Origin of the sequence: Nocardioides sp. IC4_145, assembly GCF_011250565.1 — a bacterium.
In the GTDB taxonomy this organism is placed as follows: domain Bacteria; phylum Actinomycetota; class Actinomycetes; order Propionibacteriales; family Nocardioidaceae; genus Nocardioides.
The window spans coordinates 36,375-60,399 of record NZ_JAANMS010000009.1 but is presented as its reverse complement, the minus strand read 5'-3'; the positions used below and the strand labels follow the sequence as shown (position 1 = coordinate 60,399).

At 75.9% G+C, this 24,025-nt stretch carries 22 protein-coding genes; 15 read left to right on the top strand and 7 right to left on the bottom strand.

All coding sequences use genetic code 11. The features are described from left to right. The first annotated feature begins 95 nt into the window (after positions 1-95). From G6553_RS06370 to G6553_RS06340, 7 genes are read left to right on the top strand one after another with little or no spacing between them, the layout of a single operon-like run. Positions 96-1,601, top strand: a complete 1,506-nt coding sequence (locus G6553_RS06370; protein ID WP_166190232.1) for an MFS transporter — start codon at positions 96-98, stop codon at positions 1,599-1,601. After that, on the top strand, positions 1,602-3,668 hold the full coding sequence (locus G6553_RS06365; RefSeq protein WP_347565542.1) for a molybdopterin oxidoreductase family protein: 2,067 nt from the start codon (positions 1,602-1,604) through the stop codon (positions 3,666-3,668). Continuing rightward, positions 3,665-5,074, top strand: a complete 1,410-nt coding sequence (locus tag G6553_RS06360; RefSeq protein ID WP_166190231.1) for an FAD-dependent oxidoreductase — start codon at positions 3,665-3,667, stop codon at positions 5,072-5,074. The genes G6553_RS06365 and G6553_RS06360 overlap by 4 nt, the downstream gene beginning before the upstream one ends. Beyond that, positions 5,071-7,590: a nitrite reductase large subunit NirB gene (gene nirB, locus G6553_RS06355; RefSeq protein ID WP_166190229.1), complete on the top strand. Its 2,520-nt coding sequence runs from the start codon at positions 5,071-5,073 to the stop codon at positions 7,588-7,590. Before G6553_RS06360 ends, nirB begins: the two co-directional genes overlap by 4 nt. After that, on the top strand, positions 7,587-7,964 hold the full coding sequence (gene nirD / locus G6553_RS06350) for a nitrite reductase small subunit NirD (RefSeq protein WP_347565541.1): 378 nt from the start codon (positions 7,587-7,589) through the stop codon (positions 7,962-7,964). Before nirB ends, nirD begins: the two co-directional genes overlap by 4 nt. Further along, a complete protein-coding gene (locus G6553_RS06345; RefSeq protein WP_166190227.1) occupies positions 7,961-9,076 on the top strand; it encodes a uroporphyrinogen-III synthase in 1,116 nt (371 codons plus the stop codon). Before nirD ends, G6553_RS06345 begins: the two co-directional genes overlap by 4 nt. A gap of 18 nt (positions 9,077-9,094) precedes the next feature. Then, positions 9,095-9,766, top strand: a complete 672-nt coding sequence (locus G6553_RS06340; protein WP_166190226.1) for a CbiX/SirB N-terminal domain-containing protein — start codon at positions 9,095-9,097, stop codon at positions 9,764-9,766. 101 nt (positions 9,767-9,867) lie between these two features. Here G6553_RS06340 and G6553_RS06335 read toward each other — a convergent pair whose 3' ends face one another. From G6553_RS06335 to G6553_RS06315, 5 genes are read right to left on the bottom strand one after another with little or no spacing between them, the layout of a single operon-like run. After that, complete coding sequence (locus tag G6553_RS06335) at positions 9,868-11,391, bottom strand: cation acetate symporter (RefSeq protein ID WP_166190224.1); 1,524 nt, start codon at positions 11,389-11,391, stop codon at positions 9,868-9,870. Next, positions 11,388-11,819 carry a hypothetical protein gene (locus G6553_RS06330; RefSeq protein WP_207619433.1) on the bottom strand — a complete coding sequence of 144 codons (432 nt, stop codon included), beginning with the start codon at positions 11,817-11,819 and terminating at the stop codon, positions 11,388-11,390. The genes G6553_RS06335 and G6553_RS06330 overlap by 4 nt, the downstream gene beginning before the upstream one ends. Further along, on the bottom strand, positions 11,816-12,565 hold the full coding sequence (locus tag G6553_RS06325; protein WP_166190222.1) for a LytTR family DNA-binding domain-containing protein: 750 nt from the start codon (positions 12,563-12,565) through the stop codon (positions 11,816-11,818). Before G6553_RS06325 ends, G6553_RS06330 begins: the two co-directional genes overlap by 4 nt. Positions 12,566-12,575: 10 nt before the next feature. Next, on the bottom strand, positions 12,576-13,691 hold the full coding sequence (locus G6553_RS06320; RefSeq protein ID WP_166190220.1) for a histidine kinase: 1,116 nt from the start codon (positions 13,689-13,691) through the stop codon (positions 12,576-12,578). Between the two features lie 32 nt (positions 13,692-13,723). After that, the gene (locus G6553_RS06315) at positions 13,724-14,614 is read right to left on the bottom strand and encodes a class I SAM-dependent methyltransferase (protein ID WP_166190218.1); all 891 of its coding nucleotides are present in this window, start codon (positions 14,612-14,614) and stop codon (positions 13,724-13,726) included. A gap of 35 nt (positions 14,615-14,649) precedes the next feature. Between G6553_RS06315 and G6553_RS06310 the strand changes: the two genes are divergently transcribed. Further along, complete coding sequence (locus G6553_RS06310) at positions 14,650-15,369, top strand: oxidoreductase (protein ID WP_166190216.1); 720 nt, start codon at positions 14,650-14,652, stop codon at positions 15,367-15,369. A gap of 434 nt (positions 15,370-15,803) precedes the next feature. Here the strand turns inward: G6553_RS06310 and G6553_RS06305 are convergent, their stop codons facing one another. Then, a complete protein-coding gene (locus G6553_RS06305; RefSeq protein WP_166190214.1) occupies positions 15,804-16,601 on the bottom strand; it encodes an HAD family hydrolase in 798 nt (265 codons plus the stop codon). Positions 16,602-16,725: 124 nt separating this feature from the next. On the opposite strand from G6553_RS06305, the gene ssd reads away from it, so the two are divergent. The 7 genes from ssd to G6553_RS06270 all read left to right on the top strand — a co-directional run bounded on the left by ssd (position 16,726) and on the right by G6553_RS06270 (position 21,585). Further along, positions 16,726-17,799: a septum site-determining protein Ssd gene (gene ssd / locus G6553_RS06300; RefSeq protein ID WP_166190212.1), complete on the top strand. Its 1,074-nt coding sequence runs from the start codon at positions 16,726-16,728 to the stop codon at positions 17,797-17,799. After that, entirely contained in the window at positions 17,796-18,980 is a 1,185-nt protein-coding gene (locus G6553_RS06295; RefSeq protein WP_166190210.1) for a TadA family conjugal transfer-associated ATPase, read from the top strand. The genes ssd and G6553_RS06295 overlap by 4 nt, the downstream gene beginning before the upstream one ends. Further along, entirely contained in the window at positions 18,977-19,774 is a 798-nt protein-coding gene (locus G6553_RS06290) for a type II secretion system F family protein (protein WP_166190208.1), read from the top strand. Before G6553_RS06295 ends, G6553_RS06290 begins: the two co-directional genes overlap by 4 nt. Beyond that, positions 19,771-20,496 (top strand): type II secretion system F family protein, encoded by a 726-nt coding sequence (locus tag G6553_RS22065; RefSeq protein ID WP_166190206.1) that lies wholly within the window; start codon positions 19,771-19,773, stop codon positions 20,494-20,496. Before G6553_RS06290 ends, G6553_RS22065 begins: the two co-directional genes overlap by 4 nt. A 149-nt stretch (positions 20,497-20,645) precedes the next feature. Further along, positions 20,646-20,852: a DUF4244 domain-containing protein gene (locus G6553_RS06280; RefSeq protein WP_166190204.1), complete on the top strand. Its 207-nt coding sequence runs from the start codon at positions 20,646-20,648 to the stop codon at positions 20,850-20,852. Next, complete coding sequence (locus tag G6553_RS06275) at positions 20,849-21,226, top strand: TadE family type IV pilus minor pilin (RefSeq protein ID WP_166190202.1); 378 nt, start codon at positions 20,849-20,851, stop codon at positions 21,224-21,226. The genes G6553_RS06280 and G6553_RS06275 overlap by 4 nt, the downstream gene beginning before the upstream one ends. Continuing rightward, positions 21,223-21,585: an Rv3654c family TadE-like protein gene (locus G6553_RS06270; protein ID WP_166190200.1), complete on the top strand. Its 363-nt coding sequence runs from the start codon at positions 21,223-21,225 to the stop codon at positions 21,583-21,585. The genes G6553_RS06275 and G6553_RS06270 overlap by 4 nt, the downstream gene beginning before the upstream one ends. A gap of 23 nt (positions 21,586-21,608) precedes the next feature. Here G6553_RS06270 and G6553_RS06265 read toward each other — a convergent pair whose 3' ends face one another. Continuing rightward, on the bottom strand, positions 21,609-23,936 hold the full coding sequence (locus G6553_RS06265) for a DEAD/DEAH box helicase (RefSeq protein ID WP_347565540.1): 2,328 nt from the start codon (positions 23,934-23,936) through the stop codon (positions 21,609-21,611). Positions 23,937-24,025 lie beyond the last annotated feature (89 nt).

Genomic DNA, 24,025 nt, shown 5'->3' with positions numbered 1-24,025 from the left:
GAGGTGGTGAGGGCCGTGAGGTCGTGAGGACAAGTTGACCTCGGCGATCCCGGGGCTCGCCGTGAGGGAAACGTCGGCCGCCGAGGGTCGGTGGCATGACGACGACCGCACCCCCGCCCGTGGCGGCCGCGCCGGCGGCCGCAGCACCCACCCGGCGTACCGGCCGGTGGGTCGACGACTGGCGGCCCGAGGACCCGGGGTTCTGGGAGACGACCGGCCGCGCGGTGGCCCGCCGCAACTTGGTGTGGTCGATCTTCGCCGAGCACCTGGGGTTCTCGGTCTGGCTGATCTGGAGCGTCAGCTCGGCGTTCCTGGTGTCGATGGGCTTCGACTTCAGCGCGCAGCAGCTGTTCCTGCTGGTGGCGCTGCCGAACCTGGTCGGCTCGCTGCTGCGGCTGCCCTACACGTTCGCGGTGCCGCGCTTCGGCGGCCGCAACTGGACGATGGCGAGCGCGGCGCTGCTGCTGGTGCCCACGCTGCTGTTCGCGTACGCCGTGCAGCAGCCGGCGACGCCGTACTGGGTCTTCTGCCTGATCGCCGCGACGGCCGGTCTCGGCGGCGGCAACTTCGCCTCGTCGATGGCGAACATCAACTTCTTCTACCCCGCCGCGAAGAAGGGCGCCGCCCTCGGCCTCAACGCGGCCGGTGGCAACCTCGGCGTCGCGCTGATCCAGCTCCTGCTGCCGGTCATCGTCGGCGGCGCGGGCATCTTCGGGCTCGTGCAGGCCTCCGACGGCGGGGTCCACCTCGAGCGGGCGGCCTGGGTCTACGCGGGGCTGGCGGTCGTCGCGACGTTCGCCGCCTGGCGCTGGATGGACAACCTCGGCACCGCCGTCTCCCGGCCGCGCGAGCAGCTGCGGGTGGTGCGGCACCGCCAGACCTGGGTGATGGCGTTCCTCTACATCGGGACGTTCGGCTCGTTCATCGGCTACTCCGCGGCGATGCCGCTGCTCATCAAGCTCAACTTCTGGGTGCCCGACCCGGCCCCGCTCGGCACCGGCATCTACTTCGCCTACTACGCCTTCCTCGGCGCGCTCGTCGGCTCCGCGACCCGGCCGCTCGGCGGCTGGCTGGCCGACCGGGTGGGCGGCGCGAAGGTCACCCTCGGCGCCTTCGCCGCGATGATCGTCTCCACGCTCGCGGTGCTGTGGACGCTCACCCAGCTCACGCCGAACCCGGCCCAGGACCCGGCGATCGCCACCGACAACCGCTCGTGGTTCCCCTGGTTCCTCGGCTTCTTCCTCTGTGTCTTCGCGGCGACCGGCATCGGCAACGGGTCGACGTACAAGATGATCCCCGCCATCTGGCGCACCGAGGCCGAGCGGACCACCACCCCCGGCACGCCGCAGCGGGCTGCCGCGCTCGACACCGCGACCAAGCAGGCCTCGGCCGCGATCGGCGTCATCGGGTCGGTCGGCGCGGTCGGCGGCTTCCTCGTCCCGCTCGCGTTCAGCTCGCCGTGGGTCGCAGACCCGATGTCGGCCACCAAGGGCGCGTTCACGGTCTTCACCGCGTTCTACGTCGTCTGCGCCGCCGTCGTGTACGCCGTGTTCCTCCGCCGCAGGACCGGTGCGGGCAGCCTGGCGCGGGCGGGGATCTGAGTGTCCCCGACCTCGGTGGCCGGCACCCGCACGCACTGCCCCTACTGCAGCCTCCAGTGCGGCATGACCCTGGAGCGGGTCGGTCGCGCGCTGGAGGTGCAGCCGTGGCCGGAGTTCCCCGCCAACGAGGGGGCGCTGTGCCGCAAGGGCTGGACCGCGACCGGCCTGCACGGCCACCGCGAGCGGCTCACCACGCCGCTGGTCCGCGACCGCGCGACCGGCGCGCTGCGCGCGGCTGGCTGGGACGAGGCGCTCGACCTGGTCGCCGGAGGACTCCGCGCCGTGCAGGAGGCCCACGGCAGGGACGCGGTCGCCGTGTTCGGCGGCGGCGGGCTGACCAACGAGAAGGCCTACCAGCTCGGCAAGCTGGCCCGCGTCGCGCTGCGCACCAGCCAGGTCGACTACAACGGCCGCTGGTGCATGAGCTCGGCCGCCTCGGCCGGCAACCAGGCGTTCGGCATCGACCGCGGGCTGCCGTTCCCGCTGGCCGACGTCGAGCAGGCCGACGTGGTCGTGCTGGTCGGCTCGAACCTGGCCGAGACCATGCCTCCGGCCGCGCGCCACCTCGACCGGCTCCGCGAGCGCGGCGGCCGGGTGGTCGTCGTCGACCCGCGGCGGACGCCGACCGCGGACCGCGCCGACGTGTTCGTCCAGCCGGTCCCGGGAACGGACCTGCCGATCGCGCTCGGGCTGCTGCACCTGCTCGACGCGGCCGGCGCCGTCGACGAGGAGTACGTCGCCACGCGCACCACCGGCTACGACGCGGTCCGCCGGTCGGTGGCCGCGTGGTGGCCGGAGCGGGTCGAGCGGGTCAGCGGGGTGCCGGCCGCACAGCTGAGGGAGCTGGCCGACCTGCTCGCCGGTTCCGAGCGGGTGATGGTGCTGACCGCCCGCGGGGCCGAGCAGCACAGCCAGGGCACCGCGACGGTGCTGGCGTGGATCGACGTGGCGCTCGCGCTCGGGATGCCCGGCAAGGTCGGCGCCGGCTACGGCTGCCTCACCGGCCAGGGCAACGGGCAGGGCGGCCGCGAGCACGGCCAGAAGGCCGACCAGCTGCCCGGCTACCGGATGATCGACGACCCGGCGGCGCGGGCGCACGTGGCCGGCGTCTGGGGCGTGGACCCGGACTCCCTGCCGGGCCCCGGCCGGTCGGCGTACGAGCTGCTCGACACGCTCGGGACCGACGACGGCGCCCGGGCGCTGCTCGTGCTGGGCAGCAACCTCGTGGTCTCCGCGCCGAACGCCACCCACGTCACCGAGCGGCTCGCCGCGCTCGACCTGCTCGTCGTCGCCGACATCGTCATGTCGGAGACCGCCGCGCTGGCCGACGTCGTGCTGCCGGTGACGCAGTGGGCCGAGGAGACCGGCACGATGACCAACCTCGAGGGGCGGGTGGTGCTGCGCGAGCAGGCCGTCGCCCCGCCCGAGGGGGTCCGCAGCGACCTCGAGGTGATGGCCGGGCTGTCGGAGCGGCTCGGCTCGCCGGTGCCGTTCTCGACCGACCCGGCGGAGGTCTTCGCCGAGCTGGGGCGAGCCTCGGCGGGCGGACGGGCCGACTACGCGGGCATCACCTACGACCGGATCCGCGCCGGGCACGGGGTGTTCTGGCCCTGCCCGGACACGGACCACCCGGGGACGCCCCGGCTGTTCGCGGACGCCTTCGCCACGCCGGACGGCCGCGCGCGGTTCGTCGCGGTCGACCACGTCGGCGCCGCGGAGCAGCCGGACGCGGCGTACCCCCTGCATCTGACGACGGGGCGGGTGCTCGCGCAGTACCAGTCCGGCGCCCAGACCCGCCGCGTCCGCGACCTGCCCGACGACGGCCCGTTCGTGGAGCTGCACCCGCTGCTTGCCGAGCGGATCGGCGCGCGCGACGGGGAGCCGGTGGTGGTGACGACGCGGCGCGGCGAGCTGAAGGCGCCCGCCCGCGTGGTGACGACCATCCGGCCCGACACGGTGTTCGTGCCGTTCCACTGGGTCGGCGCGAACCGGCTGACCAACGACGCGCTCGACCCTTCCTCGCGGATGCCGGAGTTCAAGGCCTGCTCGTGCGCGGTGCGCGCATGACCGGGCCGGGGACGCGGGAGCGGGTGGTCGTCGTCGGCGCCGGGATGGCGGCGGTGCGGCTGGCCGAGCTGCTCGTGGCCGGCGGACGGCACGAGGTGGTGCTGCTCGGTGACGAGCCGCACGCGCCGTACAACCGGATCCTGCTCTCCGCCGTGCTGGAGGGCACCCACGACCCGGCGGCACTCGCGATGCGACTGCCCGACGGGGTCGACCTGCGGCTCGGCACCCGCGTGGTGGACGTGCACCGGGCCGAGCGCGAGGTGGAGCTCGCGGACCGCAGCCGGGTGCCCTACGACCGACTCGTGCTGGCGACCGGCAGCATCCCGACGCTGCCGCCGATCCGCGGGCTCGTCCGCGTCGACGGCCGGCTCGACGAGCGGGTGCACGCCTTCCGCAGCCTCGAGGACTGCCGCCGGCTCGATGCCGCCGTGCCCGGCGCCCGCCGCGCGGTCGTGGTCGGCGGCGGCCTGCTCGGCCTGCAGGTCGCTCGCGCGCTGGCCGTCCGCGGCCTGGCCACCGAGGTGGTCGAGGGCGGCGAGCACCTGCTGCGCAGCCAGGTCGGCCCGGCCGCCGGGTCCGTGCTTGCGCGCGGGCTGCGCCGGCTCGGGACGAACGTCTACACCGGGGCACGGGCGGTCCGGCTCGTCGACGAGGGTCCCACCTGTCGCCTGAGGCTCGACAACGGGCACACGCTCGAGACCGACCTGGTCGTGCTGACCGCCGGCGGTCGACCGTCGACGTCGCTCGCCCGCCGGGCCGGCCTCGAGGTGCGCCGCGGGGTCGTCGTCGACGAGCACCTGCGCACCAGCGACGAGCGGGTCTCCGCGATCGGTGACTGCGCCCAGCGCGGCGACCGGACGACCGGGTTCGTGCCGCCGGCGTGGGAGCAGGCCGGCGTGCTGGCCCGGCACCTGCGCGGCGAGGACGCGACGTACGACGGGTCGCGCGTCGTCGCCCGCCTGCGCGCCACCGACCTCGACGTCGCCGTGCTCGGCGACCCGACCACCGCCGAGGGCGAGGTCGTCGAGGTGACCAACCCGGTCGTCGGCTCGCACCGGCGCCTCGTGGTCCGCGGCGGCCGGATCGTCGCCGGGACCCTCGTCGGCGACCTCTCCCGGATCGGCCTGATCACCCAGCACTACGACCGCGGCACCGTGCTCGGCCCGACCGAGCCCGGCCACCTGCTCATGCCCGACCGCGTCACCGCGGCCGAGCCGGCCGTGCTCCCCGACGACGCCGAGGTGTGCTCCTGCGCCGGCGTCAGCGCCGGCGCGGTCCGCGCCTGCGCGTCCCTCGACGAGGTCCGGGCCACCACCCGGGCCACCACCGGCTGCGGCGGCTGCTCCGACGCGGTCCGGCAGCTGCTCCGCACCCGCACCACCCAGCTGGAAGGAACCCCCCGATGAGCCCCCACCTGCGCAGGACCCTCGTGGTCGTCGGCCACGGCATGGTCGGCCACCGCTTCGTCCAGGCCGCGATCGAGCGCGGCCTGACCGAGACCCACGACGTCGTCGTGGTCGGCGAGGAGCCACGGCCGGCCTACGACCGGGTTGCGCTCACCTCGTTCTTCGACGTCGGCGCCGAGGCGCTGTCCTTCCTGCCCGATGGCGAGTACGACGACCCGCGGGTGCGGCTGCTGCTCGGCACCACCGTCGAGGAGGTCGACCCGGCCGCTCGAACCCTGCGCCTCTCCGACGGCGGCGAGCTCGCGTACGACGAGCTGGTGCTCGCCACGGGGGCGGCGCCGTTCGTGCCGCCGGTCCCAGGGCACGACCTGCCCGGCTGCTTCGTCTACCGGACGATCGAGGACCTCGAGGCGATCCGCGAGGCCGCGGCCGGCGCTCGGACCGGCGCGGTCGTCGGCGGCGGGCTGCTCGGCCTGGAGGCGGCCAACGCGCTGCACGGGCTCGGGCTGGAGACCCACGTCGTCGAGATGGCACCGCGGCTGATGCCGGTGCAGGTCGACGACGCCGGTGGCGCGACGCTGGCCCGCCACGTCGAGGCGCTGGGGCTGCGGCTGCACACCGGTGTGGCGACCGAGGCCGTCGTCGAGCGGGACGGCCGGGCTGCCGGCCTGGACCTCGGCGAGGAGACCGTCGAGGCCGACGTCGTCGTCTTCTCCGCCGGCATCCGGCCCCGGGACGCGCTGGCCCGGGCGGCCGGGCTCGACGTGGCCGAGCGCGGCGGCGTGCTGGTCGACGAGCAGTGCCGCACCTCCGACCCGCACGTGTGGGCTGTGGGGGAGTGCGCGGCGCCGGGCGGGCGGATGTACGGCTTGGTCGCCCCCGGCTACGCCATGGCCGAGGTGGTCGTCGACGCGCTGCTCGGCGGCGCCGGGGCGTTCACGGGCGCCGACATGTCGACCAAGCTGAAGCTGATGGGCGTGGACGTGGCGTCCTTCGGGGACGCGTTCGCGACGACGGACGGCGCGCTGGAGCTGGTGCTGGCCGACGCCGTGGCCGGGCTCTACAAGAAGCTCGTGGTCTCCGAGGACGGTCGCCGCCTGCTCGGCGGGATCCTGGTCGGCGACGCGTCGGCGTACGGCGTGCTCCGCCCGATGGTCAGCTCCGGCATCGAGCTTCCCGACAACCCCGAGGAGCTGATCCTCCCGGCGGCCCGCGGCGGTGGGGCGGAGGTCGTGCTGCCCGACGAGGCGCAGGTCTGCTCCTGCAACGACGTCAGCAAGGCCGACATCGTCGCGGCCGCCGCCTGCGACGGCACCACCCGGGCCGGCGCGACCTGCGGCTCGTGCAAGCCGTTGGTCAAGAAGGTGGTCGAGGACTACTACGCGTCCCAGGGCCGCACCGTCGACCGCAGCCTGTGCGAGCACTTCGCGATGACCCGGCAGGAGCTCTTCGACGCGGTCGCCGTCCACGGGCACACGTCGTTCGACGAGGTCGTCGCCGCGCACGGCACCGGCCGCGGCTGCGACGTCTGCAAGCCGACCGTCGCGTCGGTGCTGGCCTCGCAGCTCGGCCGGCACGTGCTCGGCGAGGGACGGGCGGTGCTCCAGGACACCAACGACGCCTACCTCGCCAACATCCAGCGCGACGGCACCTACTCCGTCGTCCCCCGCGTCCCGGGCGGCGAGATCACTCCGGACGGGCTCATCGTCATCGGCGAGGTCGCCCGCGACTTCGGGCTCTACACCAAGATCACCGGCGGGCAGCGGATCGACCTCTTCGGTGCCCGGCTGGAGCAGCTGCCCGACATCTGGCGCCGGCTGGTGGACGCCGGCTTCGAGTCCGGCCACGCCTACGGCAAGTCGCTGCGCACGGTGAAGTCGTGCGTCGGGTCGACCTGGTGCCGGTACGGCGTGCAGGACTCGGTCCGGATGGCGATCGACCTGGAGCTGCGCTACCGCGGGCTGCGGTCGCCGCACAAGCTCAAGGGCGGCGTCAGCGGCTGCGCGCGGGAGTGCGCCGAGGCGCGGGCCAAGGACTTCGGGATCATCGCCACCGAGAAGGGCTGGAACCTCTACGTCGGCGGCAACGGCGGCGCCACCCCCGCCCACGCGCGGCTGCTCGCCGGCGACCTCGACGACGAGACGCTGGTGCGCTACCTCGACCGGTTCCTCCTCTACTACATCCGCACCGCCGACCGGTTGCAGCGGACCGCGCCGTGGATCGACTCCCTCGACGGCGGGCTCGACCGGGTCCGCGAGGTGGTCGTCGACGACGCGCTCGGCCTCGGCGCGGAGCTGGAGGCGGCGATGGCGCGGCACGTCGCGGGCTACCGCGACGAGTGGCGCGACACGTTGGAGGACCCCGAGAAGCTCGCGCGGTTCGTGTCCTTCGTCAACGCCCCGGACGTGCCCGACCCGCACATCGGGTTCCGGGTCGAGCGCGACCAGCAGGTGCCGGCCGAGCCCGGCGGCCCGGTCGTCCTCGGCTCGGCCATCCCGGTCGGGGCGCCCCGGTGAGCGGCCAGGCGGCGGCGGCCGACGTGGCGGCGCACACGCTGGTCTGCCGGCTCGAGCGGATCCCCCGCGAGGCCGGGGTGTGCGCGCTGGTCGACGGGCGCGCGGTCGCGGTGTTCCGGACGCACGACGACGAGGTCTTCGCCCTGGGCAACTACGATCCCTTCTCGCGGGCCTCGGTGCTGGCCCGCGGCATCGTCGGCACGCGCGGGGACGTCCCGTTCGTCGCCTCCCCGATGCACAAGCAGGGCTTCGACCTGCGCACCGGGCAGTGCCTCGACGACGCGGCGGTCCGGGTACCGACGTACGACGTCGCCGTCCGCGACGGGACGGTCCTCGTGGGACCGGCCAGGGAGAGCCCCGGGGAGGGACCGTGACCGAGCCGCTCCCGCTGCGCGGCTACCGTGTCGGTGTCACTGCCGCGCGCAAGGTCGACGAGCAGATCTCCCTGCTCGAGCGTCGCGGGGCCGAGGTCGTGTGGGCGCCCGCGCTCTCGCTCGAGCCCAACCAGGTCGACGACGCCTCGCTGCGTGCCGCGACCGAGGAGGTGCTGGCGCGTCCGGTCGACATGTTCCTGGCGACGACCGGGATCGGGATGCGGACGTGGTTCGAGGCCGCCGACGGGTGGGGCCTGGGCGACGCGCTGGTCGCCGCCCTCGAGAGGGCGGAGATTCTCGCGCGCGGACCGAAGTCGGTCGGCGCGCTGCGGCGACGCGGCCTGCGCGAGCTGTGGGCGCCGGAGTCGGAGTGCTTCGAGGACGTGCTCGAGCACCTGCGCGGCCGCTCGCTCGAGGGGCTGCGGATCGTCGTGCAGGAGCACGGCCAGTCGCTCTCGATGGTCGCGCACGCGCTGCGCCGCCAGGGGGCCGACGTGACCGTGGTGACGGTCTACCGCGTGGAGTCCGCCGAGGACCTGGACCCGCTCTTCCGGTTGATCGACCTGGTCGCCGACCGCGCGCTCGACGCGGTGACCTTCACCTCCGCGCCCGCGGTCGCCGCGCTCATGGACGCCGCCGGGCCCACCGGGAGGCGTGACGACCTGGTCGCGGCGTTCCAGGCCGACGTCGTCGCGTCCTGCGTCGGGCCGGTCACCGCCGCCGCGTTCGAGCTGTGGGGCGTGCCGACCATCCACCCCGAGCGGAACCGGCTCGTCGCGATGGTCAAGCAGCTCGAGACCGAGCTGCCCTCCCGCAGTGCCGGCGTCAGCATCGAGGTCGCCGGCCACACGCTGCTGCTGCACGGCGACGAGGTGCTGCTCGACGGCGCGCCGGTGCGGCTCTCGCCCGCGCCGTTCGCGCTGCTCCAGGCGCTGGTGGTCAACCCCGGGCACGTCGTCTCGCGGCGCGAGCTGCTCGCCGCCCTGCCGTCGGGCACCGCCGGCTCGGAGCACGCCGTCGAGATGGCCGTCGCCCGGCTGCGGGCCGCCCTCGGCACCCGGATCGTGCAGACGGTCGTCAAGCGGGGCTACCGGCTCGCGGTGTCCGTGTGAGCCCGTGGTGAGCCCCTCGTGACGCTGCTCGTCACCGTCGCGCACGGCACGCGGACCGCGGCCGGCAACGAGGTCGCCCGCGAGGTGACCGCGCTCGCCGCCGCCCGGCTCGGCCTGCCCGGTGTCGCGGCGTACGTCGAGCTGGCGGAGCCGCTCCTCGCCGACGTCGCAGGCTCGGCGGCCGGTCGGGGCGAGCCCGGGGTGGTCGTGCCGCTGCTGCTCTCGACCGGGATGCACGTGCGCTCGGACCTGCCGGCGATGGTGCGCGGGTCGTCGCTGCGGCTGGGCCGGCAGCTGGGGCCGCACCCGCTGCTCGCCTCGGCCATGGTCGCGCGGCTGCTCTCGGCCGGTGCCGAGCCGGGCTCGCCCGTGGTCCTGGTCGCCGCCGGCTCGACCGACCCCCTGGCGGTGCGCGACCTGGAACGGTCCGCCGAGCTGGTCGGCCGCGCCTGGGGCACGCCCGTCCGCTGGGCGACGCTGACCGGCCTCGGGCCGCGCCCGGCCGACGTCGTACGCCGGGGGGACGCGGTCGCGCCGTACCTCCTGGCCACCGGCTACTTCGACCGCCGCCTGCGCGAGACCTGCCTCGACGCCGGCGCCACCCTCGTCGCCGACGTCATCGGCCCCCACCCGCTCGTGGTGGACCTGGTCGTCTCGCGGGCGAGCGCGTTGCTCCGCGGCCATTTCTGACGCTTCGCGGCCATGGCGATGGCCGTGGAGCGTCAGCATCCCAAGTCAACTTGGGATGCCTGCTGCTTCGCGGCCATCCTGTGGCCCCCGGCTACCCCCGGCTACCCCCGGTCGAGGTCGAGCGCCTCGGGCGTGTGGAGCCGGACCATGAACCGTCCGGCGTGGGCGGGCACGCGGGAGCGGGTGGCGAGCGAGACGCCGACCATCGTGGCGAAGGCGAGTGGCACCGACCACGCGGCCGGCTGCTCGAGCAGCACCGACGGCCAGCCGGCCGGAGCGGCGGCGGTGAGCGTCGCGAGCACGGCGGCGCCGGAGCCGAGCCCGCCCACGGCCAGCCCGGCGACCGCCCCGGCGGCGGTGAGGCCGCGCCACCAGATGCCGAGGAGCAGCAGCGGGCAGAACGTCGACGCGGCCACCGCGAACGCCAGTCCGACCGCCCGGGCCACCCCGACGTGCGGCGCGGCGAGCGCCATCAGGGTCGGCACGACCACCGCGACGACGGCGCCGAGCCGGAAGGCGGTGACGCCTGCGAGCCGGCGGCCCCGCCACGGCCGGCCGGTGACGTCCTGCGACAGCACGCCGGCGACCGCGATGCACAGGCCGGAGGAGGTCGAGAGGAAGGCCGCGAACGCGCCGGCGGTCACCAGCCCGGTCAGCGCGTCGCCGAGCAGCCCGGGGACCATCAGCCGCGGCAGCTCGAGCACCAGCACGTCGGAACGGCCGGCGGCGGCCAGCTCGGCGGCGTACGCCCGGCCGAGCGCGCCGTACACCGGCGGCAGCAGGTAGAAGAGGCCGAGCAGCGCGAGGACGACGAGCGTCGTGCGGCGGGCGGCGCGGCCGTCGGGGTTGGTGTAGAAGCGCACGACCACGTGGGGCAGGCCCATGGTGCCGAGGAAGGTGGCGACGATGAGGGAGTACGTCACGTAGAGCCCCTGCCCGCCACCGCTCGCCAGGGGCGCGGACCAGTCGCCGACCGGCGCGCCTGCGAGCGAGGACGCGGCGCCGGGCCGGCCGTCGGAGAACCACACGGCGACGAGGACGGCGGCGGGGAGCAGGAGCGCCCACAGCTTCAGCCAGTACTGGAACGCCTGGACGAAGGTGATGCTCCGCATCCCGCCGGAGGTGACGTTGGCGAGCACGACCGCGCCGACGATCACCGGCCCGACCCACGTGGGCGCGCCGACCGCCGAGCGCAGGGTCAGGCCGGCGCCCTGGAACTGCGGGTAGAGGTAGAGCAGCCCGATCGCCACGACCAGCACCGAGCAGACCGACCGGACGTGCCGCGACCCGAAGCGTGCCTCGGCGAAGTCCGGCAGCGTGTAGGCGCCCGAGCGCCGCAGCGGGGCGGCGACCAGGACGAGGAGGACGAGGTAGCCGGCGGTCCAGCCGATCGGGTACCACAGCATGTCCGCGCCGAAGGTCAGCACGAGGCCGGCGACGCCGAGGAACGACGCGGCCGAGAGGTACTCCCCGCCGATCGCGCTCGCGTTCAGCCGCGGCCCGACCGAACGCGACGCGACGAGGAAGTCGCTCGTCGTCCGCGAGACCCGCAGCCCCCAGGTGCCGATCGCGAGCGTCGCCAGCGCGACCACGACGACCGCCACGATCCCCGGCACGCTGGTCACTCGGCCACCTCGCTGAGCAGGTCGAGGAAGTGCTGCTCGTTGCGCTCCGCGCGCCGCACGTAGCGCCAGCCCAGCAGCACCAGGAACGGGTAGACCGCGACGCCGAGCAGCAACCAGGGCAGCGGCGCGCCGAGCAGGCGCACCTCGGTCAGGCCCGGCCACAGGTGGAAGGCCAGCGGGAGCGACCCGACCGCCGCGGCCAGCACCGAGAGCACCCGGACCGCGAGCCACAGCTGCTCGCGCAGCAGCGAGCCCATGTAGACCCCGCCCAGCCGGGTCTCGGCGTCGATGTCGCGCGTCCGCGCGCCAGGGGTACGCCGCCGGGGCGGGCCGGTCACGCGGACCCGCTCGACCCGCACCCGCTCGGGTCGGCCCGGCCGGTCGGGCCGCTCCGGCCGCTCGGGTCGGCCCGGCGGCTGGCCGGTCATGCCCCCGACCGGCGCAGCAGCAGGTCGCGCAGCTCGCGGGTGTGCCGCCGGCTGACCCCCAGCTCGGTGCCGCCCGCGACGACGACCGAGCAGCGGCCGCCGTCCATCCGCAGCTCGGCGACGTGCGCGAGCGAGACGAGCAGCGAGCGGTGGATGCGGACGAAGCCGGCCGGCCCCCACTCGTCCTCCAGCTGCGAGAGCGGCGTCCGCACCAGGTAGGACCCGTCGGGAAGGTGCAGCCGCGCGTAGTCGCCCTGCGCCTCGACGTGGCTGATCGACGACCGGTCGACGAACCGGGTCACCCCGCCGCGCTCGACCGCCACCTGGACCTCGTCGCGCGGCCGTGCCTGGTTCCGCGCCTGCTCGGCCCCCGCCGGCCGCGCGCCGCCCCCGGCCGCGACCACGCGGCGTACCGCCTCGGCCAGGCGGTCGGCCCGGACCGGCTTGAGCACGTAGTCGACCGCCCGCACCTCGAAGGCCTCGACCGCGTGCTCCTCGTGGGCGGTGACGAAGACGATCGCGGGCGGGGTGCGGAAGCGGCTCAGCACCTGCGCGAGCTCCAGCCCGGTGAGGCCCGGCATCTGCACGTCGAGGAACACCACGTCCACGTCGGCGTCCTGGAGGATCCGCAGCCCCTCGGTCGCAGAGTCGCTGGTCAGCACCTCACGGATCCGCGGCTCCTGCTCCAGCAGGTAGCGCAGCTCGTCGAGCGCCGGTCGCTCGTCGTCGACCACCAGCGCTCTCACCGGGCGGCCCTCACGGGTGCACCCCGGGCGCGAACTTGGGCACCCGCACGACGACCTTCGTGCCGGCGCCGGGCGCGGTCTCCACGACCAGCCCGAAGTCGTCGCCGAAGGCGTTGCGCAGTCGCGCGTCGACGTTCCCGAGCCCGACGGAGTCGCTCGAGGCGTCGCCGGCGAGCGCTCGCCGCACCTTCTCCGGGTCCTCGCCCACGCCGTCGTCCTCCACCTCGATCACGCACTCCTGGCCGCGGTCGTGCGCGGTGATCCGGATGTGCCCGACACCCTCGGCGGACTCGAGGCCGTGACGCACGGCGTTCTCGACGAGGGGCTGGATGCAGAGGAAGGGTACGGCGACCGGCAGCACCTCTGGGGCGATCCCGAGCGTCAGCTGCAGCCGGTCGCCGAAGCGGGCCTGCTCGAGGAGGAGGTACCGCTCGACCGAGCGCAGCTCCTCGGCGAGCGTGGTGAAGTCGCCGTGGCGGCGGAAGGAGTAGCGGGTGAAGTCGGCGAACTCCAGCAGCAGGTCGCGGGCGCGGTCGGGGTCGGTGCGCACGAAGCTGGCGATCGCGCCGAGGGAGTTGTAGATGAAGTGCGGGCTGATCTGGGCCCGCAGCGCGCGCACCTCGGCCTCCATCAGCCGGGTGCGCGAGGCGTCGAGCTCGGCGAGCTCCAGCTGGCCCGACACCCACTGGGCGACCTCGTCGTTGGCCCGGGCGAGGCCGGCGGTGGGGTACGGCGCGAACGCCTGCAGCGTGCCGACGACCCGCTCCTCGACGACCAGGGTCGAGACGACCGCGGTCCGCAGCGGGCACCCGGCCTCCTGGCACGGCAGGTCGGCGCGGTCGAAGCCACGGGTGCCGCCGCGCTCGAGCGTCGCGGCGACCAGGGCAGGGACCTGGTCCTCGTGGTGCTGCCCCGTCCCGTCCCAGGCGAGCAGCCCGGCGGTGTCGGTGATCGCCAACGCCGGCGTCCCGAGGAGCGCCCGCAGGTGCCGGATGCTGCGCTCGGCGGACCCGGTGGTCAGCCCCTCCCGCAGCGCCGGGCTCGCCAGCGAGGCGGAGTGCAGCGCGCGGAACGTCGCCCGGTCGGCCTCGCTGCCGAGGTGGGTGCGCCGCCAGGCCCGAACCAACGCTGTCGCCCCTCGTCCGTCCGTGCGGCCGGTCAGCGGAAGTCGATGAGGAGCATGTCGGTGTCGGTGCCGTCGGAGATGGTGTCCGTCATCGGGTCGCGCGCGCCCTCCGGCTCCTCGTCCTGCTCCCCGGCCGGGCCTGCGTCCTCGCGGACGACCATGGCGCGGAAGCACCGGGCGAGGTACGGCAGCTGCATGCCGTCCATCCCGCGGCCGTAGTCGTCGTAGAACGCCACGACCTCGGCCACCTTCGCGGCCCGCTCCGGCTCGTCGAGCAGCGCGACGTTCGACCGGGACCGCACGAGGTCCTGGATCGACTCGCGGTCCACGACCTGCCAGTGCTTGAACGAGGCCTCCTCGACGAACCCGAAGTGCGGCGAGGTCACGACCGCGGCCGCCGGGTCCTCCCCGTGCTCGCCGGTGCCGATCAGCGCACCGAGCCGGCGGACCCACGGGATCCGGGTGTCGGTGACGTTCCAGACCAGCGCCAGCCGACCGCCCGGGCGCAGCACGCGCGCGATCTCCGGCAGCGCCCGCTCGTGGTCGAACCAGTGGAAGCTCTGCGCGGCCACGACCACGTCGACCGACGCGTCGGGCAGCGGCAGCTGCTCGGCCGGCGACTCGCTCACCGGGACGTCGGGCAGGTCGCGCTTGAGGATCTCCAGCAGGGCCGGGTCGGGCTCGGTCGCGTGGACGTCGTGGCCGAGGTCGACCAGGGCCCTCGTCAGCTTGCCGGTGCCGGCCCCGACCTCGAGGACCGTGCAGGCGTCGGTGCCGGCCAGCCAGGCCGCCGCCTCGCGGGGGTACGACGGCCGGCCGCGGTCGTAGGCGTCCGCCACGGCGCCGAAGGAACGCGCGGGACCGGTCGCCGGGCCGTCTGACGCGCCGGGCGACGGGCTGGTCTCGGGGGCCTGGTCTGCCATCGGCCCGAGGCTACCGGCTGCGTACCCTTCTCGCCGTGACCGCCGATCCCCTCGCCTGGCTGGTGTCCCTCGAGGGCGTGCCGTCCGCGTACGCCGCGGCGCGCGACGGCATCGACGTCATGCTCCGCGACCGTGGGCTGCGCAAGACGTCGCCCGAGACGACCGCCGAGTCGCTGCTGCGCGGTGCCCACGCGAGCGCGGTGCTGGAGGGCTCGACGTCGACCCTCGAGCAGGTCCGGGCCGGTGAGGGCGACGCCGTCGCGCAGGACGCGGTGCGCCTCTCCACCGAGCTGCTCGGCCTCTCCCCGCTGCTCTCCCGCGCGCCGCTCCAGGCCTTCGCCCGGCTGCACGCGCTGGCCGCCCGCGGCACGCTCGCCGACGACGAGCTCGGCCGCCCCCGCGACGCCGAGTCCGCCGGTCGGTTGCGCGACATCGCCGCGCTGCTGACCAGCACCACCTCCGCCCCCGCACTGCTGCTCGCCGCGGTCGTCCACGCCGATCTCGTCTCGGTGGCGGCCTTCCCGTCCCACAACGGGCTCGTCGCCCGCGCGGTCGAGCGTCTCGTGCTCGTCGCCCGCGGGGTCGACGAGAAGTCGCTCGTCGTCCCGGAGGCCGGCCACCTCGCCAACCGTGCGGCGTACGAGTCGAACCTGCGCGGGTACGCCGGCGGCACCCGCAACGGCGTCCACTCCTGGCTGCTCTACGCCCCCGAGGCGTACGCCGCCGGCGCCGACGCCAGCCCGCTCCGCGACTGATCCCCCGGACGGACGGTCGGCGTAGTCCGTGACGCTTGCGCGGTTGCCGCGGGTTGTCGGGGTAGTCCGTGACGTTTGCGCGGTGATCCGGGCCCGAACCCCTGCGGAACGTCACGGACTACGCCGCCGCCGGACCGCGACCTGTGGAAGAACGCCCACCACGACAGCCATGCCCACCACATGCAGGTGGCACCCGAATCCCAATCGACTCGAGTGCCACCGCTGACACGTGGATCGTGGCTACCAAGCGTGCATCTCAACTGCTGCCGCGGAAGTCTTCCGAGTGCCAGCGCCCTGAAAAAGGGTGGATCGCCGCGTGGGTACCTCGGTCCCCGTGTACGTCTCTGGAGTTCTGACTCCCGTTCTACGCCGGTCCGGCGGCCCGATCAACCCTTGACATCGGGCCGTCGCACTGGGCGGGCGTGTCGCGCGGGTCAGGCCTCGAGGCGGCGACGGCGGGCGTTGGCCCAGAGCACCCCGCCGACCGCGGCGAGCCCGCCGACGGCCAGCGCGGCGAGCGTCGGGCCGGCCGGCGGCAGCGGCACGCGGGCCCGCAGGGCGACCGGCTTGACGAAGACCAGCACGGGCCAGCCGTTGGTCGCGGCGACCTTGCGCAGGTCGCGGTCGGGGTTGACGGCGTACGGGTGGCCCACGGCCTCGAGCATCGGCACGTCGGTGATGGAGTCGCTGTAGGCGTAGCACTCGGCGAGGTCGTAGCCGCGCTCCTCGGCGAGCTGTCGGACGGCGACGGCCTTCTCCTCGGCGTAGGCGTAGTACTCGATCTCGCCGGTGTAGCGGCCGTCGACGATCTCCAGCCGGGTCGCGACGACGTGGTCGGCGCCGAGCATCTCGCCGATCGGCTCGACGACCTCGCTGCCGGAGGTGGAGACGATGACGACGTCGCGGCCGGCGAGGCGGTGGTCCTCGATGAGGGAGACGGCCTCGTCGTAGACGAGCGGGTCGACGACGTGGTGGAGCGTGTCGGCGACGATCTCGCGGACGGTGGCGACGTCCCAGCCGCCGACGAGGGCGGAGAGGAACTGCCGCAGCTTCTCCATCTGGTCGTGGTCGGCGCCGCCGACGAGGTAGACGAACTGCGCGTACGCCGAGCGCAGCACCGCGCGCCGCGAGATCAGCCCGCCGGCCTGGAACGGCTTGCTGAACGCGAGCGTGCTCGACTTGGCGATGATCGTCTTGTCGAGGTCGAAGAAGGCCGCGGTCGGGCGGGGCATGCCGCCATCGTAGGGCGCCGCGCCCGGCCCCGGAGCCGTCCACAGCGAGCGGCCGAGTGGGGTTGTCCACAACGCCGGGTGCGCCGGGCGGAGGTGGTCGGTGCGCCCGGGAACGGTTCGGGCCATGCATCCCTCACTCCTCGCCACCTCCGACGCCGCCCTCCTCGACGACCTGCGCCGCCTCGCCGCGGCCGCGGGCGTCGACGTGGAGACCGCCGCCGACGCGCCGGGCGCGCTGCGCCGGTGGACGGGTCCTCCCCTGGTGCTGGTCGGCGCGGACCTCGCCGCGGAGCTGGTCGCCCTCGGGCCCGCACGTCGGGCCGGCGTGCACCTGGTGACATGGGGTCCGCCGGGGGAGGGGGCCTACCGCGACGCGGTCGCCGTCGGCGCCGAGTCCGTCCTCGGCCTGCCCGAGGCCGGCCCGCGCGTGACCGAGCTGCTGACCGACGTCGGCGAGGGCGGCTCCGTGCCCGGGGTCGTCGTGGGCACGATCGGTGGGTCGGGAGGTGCCGGGGCGACGACCTTCGCGTGTGCGCTGGGGCAGGTCGCGGCCCGCTCCGGACGCGCCCTGGTCGTCGACGCCGACCCGCTCGGCCCCGGCGCCGACCGGGTGCTGGGGCTGGACGGGTGCGAGGGCTTCCGCTGGGACGCCCTGGGCCGGACGAGCGGACGGCTGAGCGGGCGCGCCCTGCGCGAGGCGCTGCCGCGGCGCGGCGGGCTCGGGGTGCTGGGGTGGTACGCCGGCTCGACCGAGCCGCTGCAACCGACCGCGGTCCGCGAGGTGCTCTCCGCCGCCCGTCGCGGGCACGACACGGTCGTGGTCGACCTGCCCCGGTCGGTCGACGGCCGGCCCGGGTCGGTCACGGACGAGGTGCTGCCCCGCTGCGACCAGGTGCTCGTCGTGGTGCGACCCGACGTGGCGGGGGTGTCGTCGGCCGCACGGTTGTGCGCCCGGCTGCCCGACCGTGACCGGGTCGGCCTCGTGGTCCGCGGTCGAGGGGTCGCGTCAGCCGAGGTCGCCGCCGTCTGCGGCGTGCCCGTCGTCGCCACCGTGGCCGACCAGCGGGGCCTCCACGAGTCCATCGACCTCGGCCTCGGGCCGGTGCGGTCGCCGCGCTGCCACCTCGGCCGTGCGGCCGGTGCCGTGCTCGCGCGCCTGGCCGTCACGGGCACCGCCTCCCTCGGGACCGCGGCGTGAGCCCGCCGGTCGGCGCCCCGGAGGTCGGACCCGACCTCGTGGACGCCGTGCGCGAACGGCTGGCGCGCACGCCGGGCGACCTCACCCCCCACCGCGTCGCCGAGGCGCTGCGCGCTGCGGGTCGACCGGTCGGCGACGCCACGGTCCTGGCCGTCCACGACCTGCTCCGCCGCGACGTCCTGGGCGCCGGCCCGCTGGAGCCCCTGCTGCGCCTGCCCGACGTGACCGACGTGCTCGTCAACGGCCCGGACGCGGTGTACGTCGACCGCGGCGACGGCCTCCGGCGCACCGACGTGCGGTTCCCCGACGACGCGGCCGTGCGCCGGCTCGCGCAACGGCTGGCCGCCCTCGGCGGGCGCCGGCTCGACGACGCCGTGCCGCACGTGGACCTCCGGCTCGCCGACGGCTCCCGGCTGCACGCCGTGCTCGCGCCCGTGGCCCGGCCGGGGACGACCATCTCGTTGCGCGTGCCCCGCGCCCGGACGTTCACCGTGGCGGAGCTGGTCGCGGCGGGGATGCTCACCGGCGAGACGGCCCGGCTGGTCCGGGCCGTCGTCGACGCGCGGCTCGCGTTCCTCGTCACCGGCGGCACCGGCACCGGCAAGACCACGCTGCTCGCGGCGCTCCTGGCGCTCGTGGACGCCGGCGAGCGGCTGGTGGTCGTGGAGGACTCCTCCGAGCTGCGTCCCGACCATCCGCACGTGGTCGGCCTCGAGGCCCGCCCGGCGAACGTGGAGGGCGCCGGCGCGGTCGACCTGCGGACGTTGGTGCGGCAGGCGCTGCGGATGCGGCCCGACCGGATCGTGGTCGGCGAGGTCCGCGGCGGCGAGGTCGTCGACCTGCTCGCGGCGCTCAACACCGGCCACGACGGGGGCTGCGGCACCCTCCACGCGAACTCCGCGGTCGACGTCCCCGCCCGCGTCGAGGCGCTCGCGCTGGCCGGCGGTCTCGACCGGGCAGCCGCCCACAGCCAGCTCGCCTCCGCGCTGGACGTCGTGCTGCACCTGGCGCGGCCGCGTGGCGGGCAGCGACGACTGGCGCAGGTGGCGGTGACGACGCGGTCGGACGACGGCAGGGTGGCGCTCGTGCCCGCGGTCGAGGTCGGGCCCGACGGCTCGGTCCGCGCCGGACCGGGCGCCGGGCGGCTCGAGGAGCTCCTCGACCGCCGGAGCGGGAGGTGACCGGGTCCGGCGGGGCCGCGGTCCTGCTCGCTGCGACTGCAGCCGGGCTGGCGGTGCTGCTGCTCGTCCCGGCGCGCCCGCGCTTGGTCGTGCCGGCCGTCCGTCCGGGCAGGTTGGTCCCGCTGGGGGTCGCCGCGCCGCTCGCCGGGGTTCTCCTGGTGCTGGGCGCGGGCGCCACCACGACCGTGCTGGTGCTGATCGTGCTGGGCGCCGGGCTCGGGGCACGGACCCTGCTCGCCACGCGCCGCCGCCGCTCGGAGGCGCTGGCGACCGGCGACCACGTGCTGGAGACCTGCGAGCAGCTCGCCTCCGAGCTCGCCTCCGGCCAGCCGCCGGCCGCCGCCCTCGACCGGGCGGCCGAGGGCTGGCCACCGCTGCGTCCCGCGGCGGCCGCGCACCGGATGGGCGCGGACGTGCCGGCCGCCCTCCGCGCGGTCTCCGACCGGCCGGGGGCGCGCGACCTGCGCCTGGTCGCCGCGGCGTGGCAGGTCGCGGCGCGCACGGGCCAGGGTCTCGCCGACGCGGTCGACCGGGTCGCTGCCGACCTGCGGGCCGCGCACGCGACCCGGCGGATCGTGCGCGGCGAGCTGGCCTCGGCACGCGCGACCGCTCGGCTGGTCGCCTGCCTGCCGGTGCTAGCGCTGCTGATGGGTTCGGGGGCCGGAGGCGACCCGTGGGGCTTCCTGCTCGGTCACCCGGTCGGGCTCGCGTGCCTCGCCGCCGGGCTCGCTCTCGGTTGGGCCGGCCTGGCCTGGATCGAGGCGATCGCCCGCGACGTGGACGGCGCGACGTGACCGGCCCCGTCGCCGCCCTCGCGGTCCTCGCCGCGGCGATCGCCGCAGCGCTCCTCCCGCCGGCCCGCGAACGGCTGCCCGCGGCCGGCCCGCCGGTCGCCGCCACGGCCGACGAGGGGGGCTGGCTGCGCCGCCAACGGCCGGCCCTCGCGCTGCTGAGCGGTGTGGCGGCGTACCTCTTCGTGGGTGGGGTGGCCGCGCCCGTCGCCGGCGTCGCAGCCACGATCGGCGCCTGGGTGGTGCTGACCCGCGCCGAGCCACCGGAGGTACGCCGCCGGCGTGAGGCCGTCCGCCGGGAGCTGCCCCACGTCGTCACGTTGCTCGCGACCGCCCTCCGGTCCGGCTCGGCGCCGGGGGAGGCCGTCGCGCTGGTGTGCCGGGCCCTGCCGGGACCGGCCGCGGACCGGCTCGCCACCACCTCGGCCCGGCTCGCGCTCGGCGTCGACCCTGCCACGGTGTGGTCCGGACTCGGTGAGGACCCCGAGCTCGCGCCGCTGGGGCGCGCCCTCGCGCGGGCGCACGCGACCGGTGCGCCGGTCGTCGCCACGGTCGAGCGGCTCGCCGAGGAGCTGGCCGCCCGGTCCCGCGCCGAGGTGGAGGACCGCGCGCGCACCGTCGGGGTGCGCGCGGCGGTGCCGCTGGGCCTGTGCCTGCTGCCGGCGTTCCTGCTGGTCGGGATCGTGCCGCTGGTCGCGGGCCTGCTCGGGGAGCTGGCCCGATGACCCGCCTGACGAGCCGCCCTGCGTCCACAACAGCGCGGACCGCACAGCCCTCCACAGCGGCCGCCGGGCTCCCCGCGCGACCCGTCCCCGGACGGCGACGCTCGTCCTCGTCCGGCCACGTCCGTGGCCCTCGACCGAAGGAGCGACGCATGACCCGCACACCCCTCCCCGCCCGCAGAGTCCGCGACCGCAGCCGCAGCCGCGAGGACGGCATCACCACCGCGGAGTACGCCGTCGGCACGGCCGCGGGGGCCGGCCTGGCCGGCCTGCTCTACAAGATGCTCAGCGGCGGCTTCGGCAACGAGCTGCTCACCACCCTGTTCGACCACGTCCTCGGCCTGCTGGGCATCGGGTGAGTCGCCGCACCGGCCGCGGGCGGGACGAGCGCGGAGCGGCCACCGCGGAGCTCGCCCTCGTGCTGCCGGCCCTCGTCGCCGTGACCGCCGGGCTCGTCTGGTTGCTCGCGGTCGGTGCGGCCCAGGTCCGGGTCGTCGACGCCGCCCGGGAGACCGCGCGAGCGGCGGCCCGCGGCGACGACGACGGCTCCGCCGTCGCCCGAGGCGAGCGGGTGGCGCCGCCGGGCAGCACGGTCGCGCTCAGCCGGTCCGGCGGCGAGGTGGTCGTCGAGGCCAGCGGTCGGGTCGACGGCCCTGGCGGGCTCTTCGACGTCCTTCCGGGCGTCCGGGTGCACGCGACCGCCTACGCCCTGGACGAGGAGGCCGGGCCGTGACCCGCGGTCGCGCGGAGGAGAGCGAGGCCGGCTCGGTGACGCTGTTCGCGGTCGGCTGCCTGGCGCTGCTCCTGCTGGTCGGGTCGGCGCTCGGGGTGGTGGCGGCGATGGTCCGGGCCCATCGGGCCGCCCAGTCCGCGGCCGACCTGGCTGCACTGGCGGGTGCTGCCTCCGTCGGCGGCGCGGGACGGGGCGACCCGTGCGCCGCTGCGGCCTCCGTCGCCGAGCGCAACGGCGCCACGCTGCTCGGCTGCACGCTCGCGGGCCGCGACGTCCGCGTCCGCACCGAGGTGCCCGGCCCCCGCTGGCTCGGGCAGGTCGCCGACCTCACCGCCGAGGCCCGCGGCGGTCCCGGATGAGCAACCGGGCCCGGCCGCGGGACTCAGCCGTCGCCGAGCAGGACGTCGAGCAGGGCGGCGGCGCCGTGCTTGTCGAGCGGGTTGTTCTGGTTGCCGCACTTGGGCGACTGGATGCAGGAGGGGCAGCCCTCGACGCAGGCGCAGGAGCGGATGGCGTCGCGGGTGGCGGTCAGCCACTCCCGCGCGGCGGCGTACCCGCGCTCGGCGAACCCGGCGCCGCCCGGGTGCCCGTCGTGGACGAAGACGGTGAGCATGCCGGTGTCGGCGTGCAGCGCGGTGGAGACGCCACCGATGTCCCACCGGTCGCAGGTGGCGAACAGCGGCAGCAGCCCGATGGAGCAGTGCTCCGCGGCGTGGGCGGCGCCGGGCAGGTCCCGCTTGTCGAGCCCGGCCTCCTGCAGCGCGTGGTCCGGCACGGTCCACCAGACCGCGGTGGTGCGCAGCGAGCGGGCCGGGAGGTCGAGCGGTTCCTCGCTGACGACCTCGCCGCTGGGCTGGCGCCGCTTGAGGAAGGAGACGACCTGGTGGGACACGTCGACGTCGCCGAAGGACAGCCGGCAGTCACCCCAGCGCCGGGACTCGCGCTCGGCGACGATCGTGATGTCGGTGACCTCGCGGGCCGAGGTGGAGTAGTCGACCTCGGCGCGGTCGACCACCGCGACGTGCTCGACGAGGTCGAGGTCGGCGACGAGGTAGGTCTCCCCGCGGTGCACGTAGACGGCGCCGGCGTGGGCGGTGCCGTGCGCGCTCGAGGCGTCGACGGTGCCGACGACCCGGCCGGTCCCGCCCTCGACGAGCTGCACGGGGCGACCGCCGGCCGAGCGGATGTCGGCCAGGTCCGCGGCGCGGCGCCGGTCGGTCCAGAACCAGCCGCGCGGGCGCTTGCGGAGCAGGCCGGCCGCGGCCAGCTGGTCGACCACCGCCGGGGCGGTCGGTCCGAACAGCTCGAGCTCGTCGGCGGTCAGTGGGATCTCCTGCGCCGCGGCGCACAGGTGCGGTCCGAGGACGTAGGGGTTGCCGGGGTCGAAGACGGTCGCCTCGACGGGGCGGCCGAGCAGCGTCTCCGGGTGGTGGACGAGGTAGGTGTCCAGCGGGTCGTCGCGGGCGACGAGCACGCCGAGGGCGTCCTGCGCCCCGCGGCCGGCCCGGCCCACCTGCTGCCACAGCGCCGCGCGGGTGCCGGGGAAGCCGGCCATCAGCACCGCGTCGAGCCCGCTGACGTCGATGCCGAGCTCGAGGGCGTTCGTCGCCGCCATCCCGGTGATGTCGCCGCGGCGCAGCGCCTGCTCGAGGTCGCGACGCTCCTCCGGCAGGTAGCCGCCGCGGTACGACGCGACCCGTCCCGGCAGCGAGGGGTCGACGTCGGCCAGCAGCTCTGCGGCCGTCATCGCCACCTGCTCGGCGCCCCGCCGGGAGCGGATGAAGGCGAGCGTCCGCACGTCCTCGACGACGAGGTCCGCGAGCAGGTCGGCGGTCTCCGAGGAGGCCGCGCGGCGGACGGGCGCGCCGTTCTCGCCGGTGTAGGAGGTGAACGGCGGCTCCCACATCGCCAGCGACACCTCGCCCCGCGGGGAGCCGTCCCCGGTGACCGCCAGCACGTCCAGCCCGGTCAGCCGGCCGGCGGCGACCTCGGGGTCGGCGACGGTGGCCGAGGCGAGCACGAACGTCGGGGACGCGCCGTACGACGCGCACACCCGCCGCAGCCGGCGCAGCACGTGCGAGACGTGCGCGCCGAAGACGCCGCGGTAGTGGTGGCACTCGTCGACCACGACGTACTGCAGCGAGCCGAGGAACTGCGCCCACCGCTGGTGCCCCGGGAGCAGCGAGCGGTGGAGCATGTCGGGGTTGGTCAGGACGTACTCCGCGTGGTCGCGGGCCCAGTCGCGCTGGTCGCGGCCGCTGTCGCCGTCGTGGGTGGTGACGCGGACGTCGAGGCCGAGACCGCTGATGCCGGCGAGCTGGTCCTGCGCGAGCGCCTTGGTCGGCGCGAGGTAGAGCACGGTCGCGCCGCGCTGCCCACGACGGCCGCGCCCGGCGAGCGCGCAGGACAGCGCCGGGAGCTGGTAGGCGAGCGACTTGCCCGACGCGGTCCCGGTGGCGAGCACCACGTGCTGGCCGGCGTGCGCGGCGTCGGCGGCCACGGCCTGGTGCTGCCACGGCTGGTCCACCCCGCGGGCCCGGAAGGCCGCCACCACGGAGGGGTCGGCCCACTCCGGCCAGGTCGCCGTCACCGCTGGCCGGGCGGGCAGCGTCTCCAGGTGCGTGAGCCGGCCCTCGCGGCCGGGGACGGAGGAGAGCCGGTCGACCAGGTCCGCCACGGGGAGACGGGGTCGATGGGCGGTCGAGGTCACCGCGCCAGTGTCGCAGGGGCCGGGGACAGTGCCTTCTTTACTGTCTTTGTGCACCGCCTCGGTCGGCGTGGTTTCATAGGGCGGGCCGA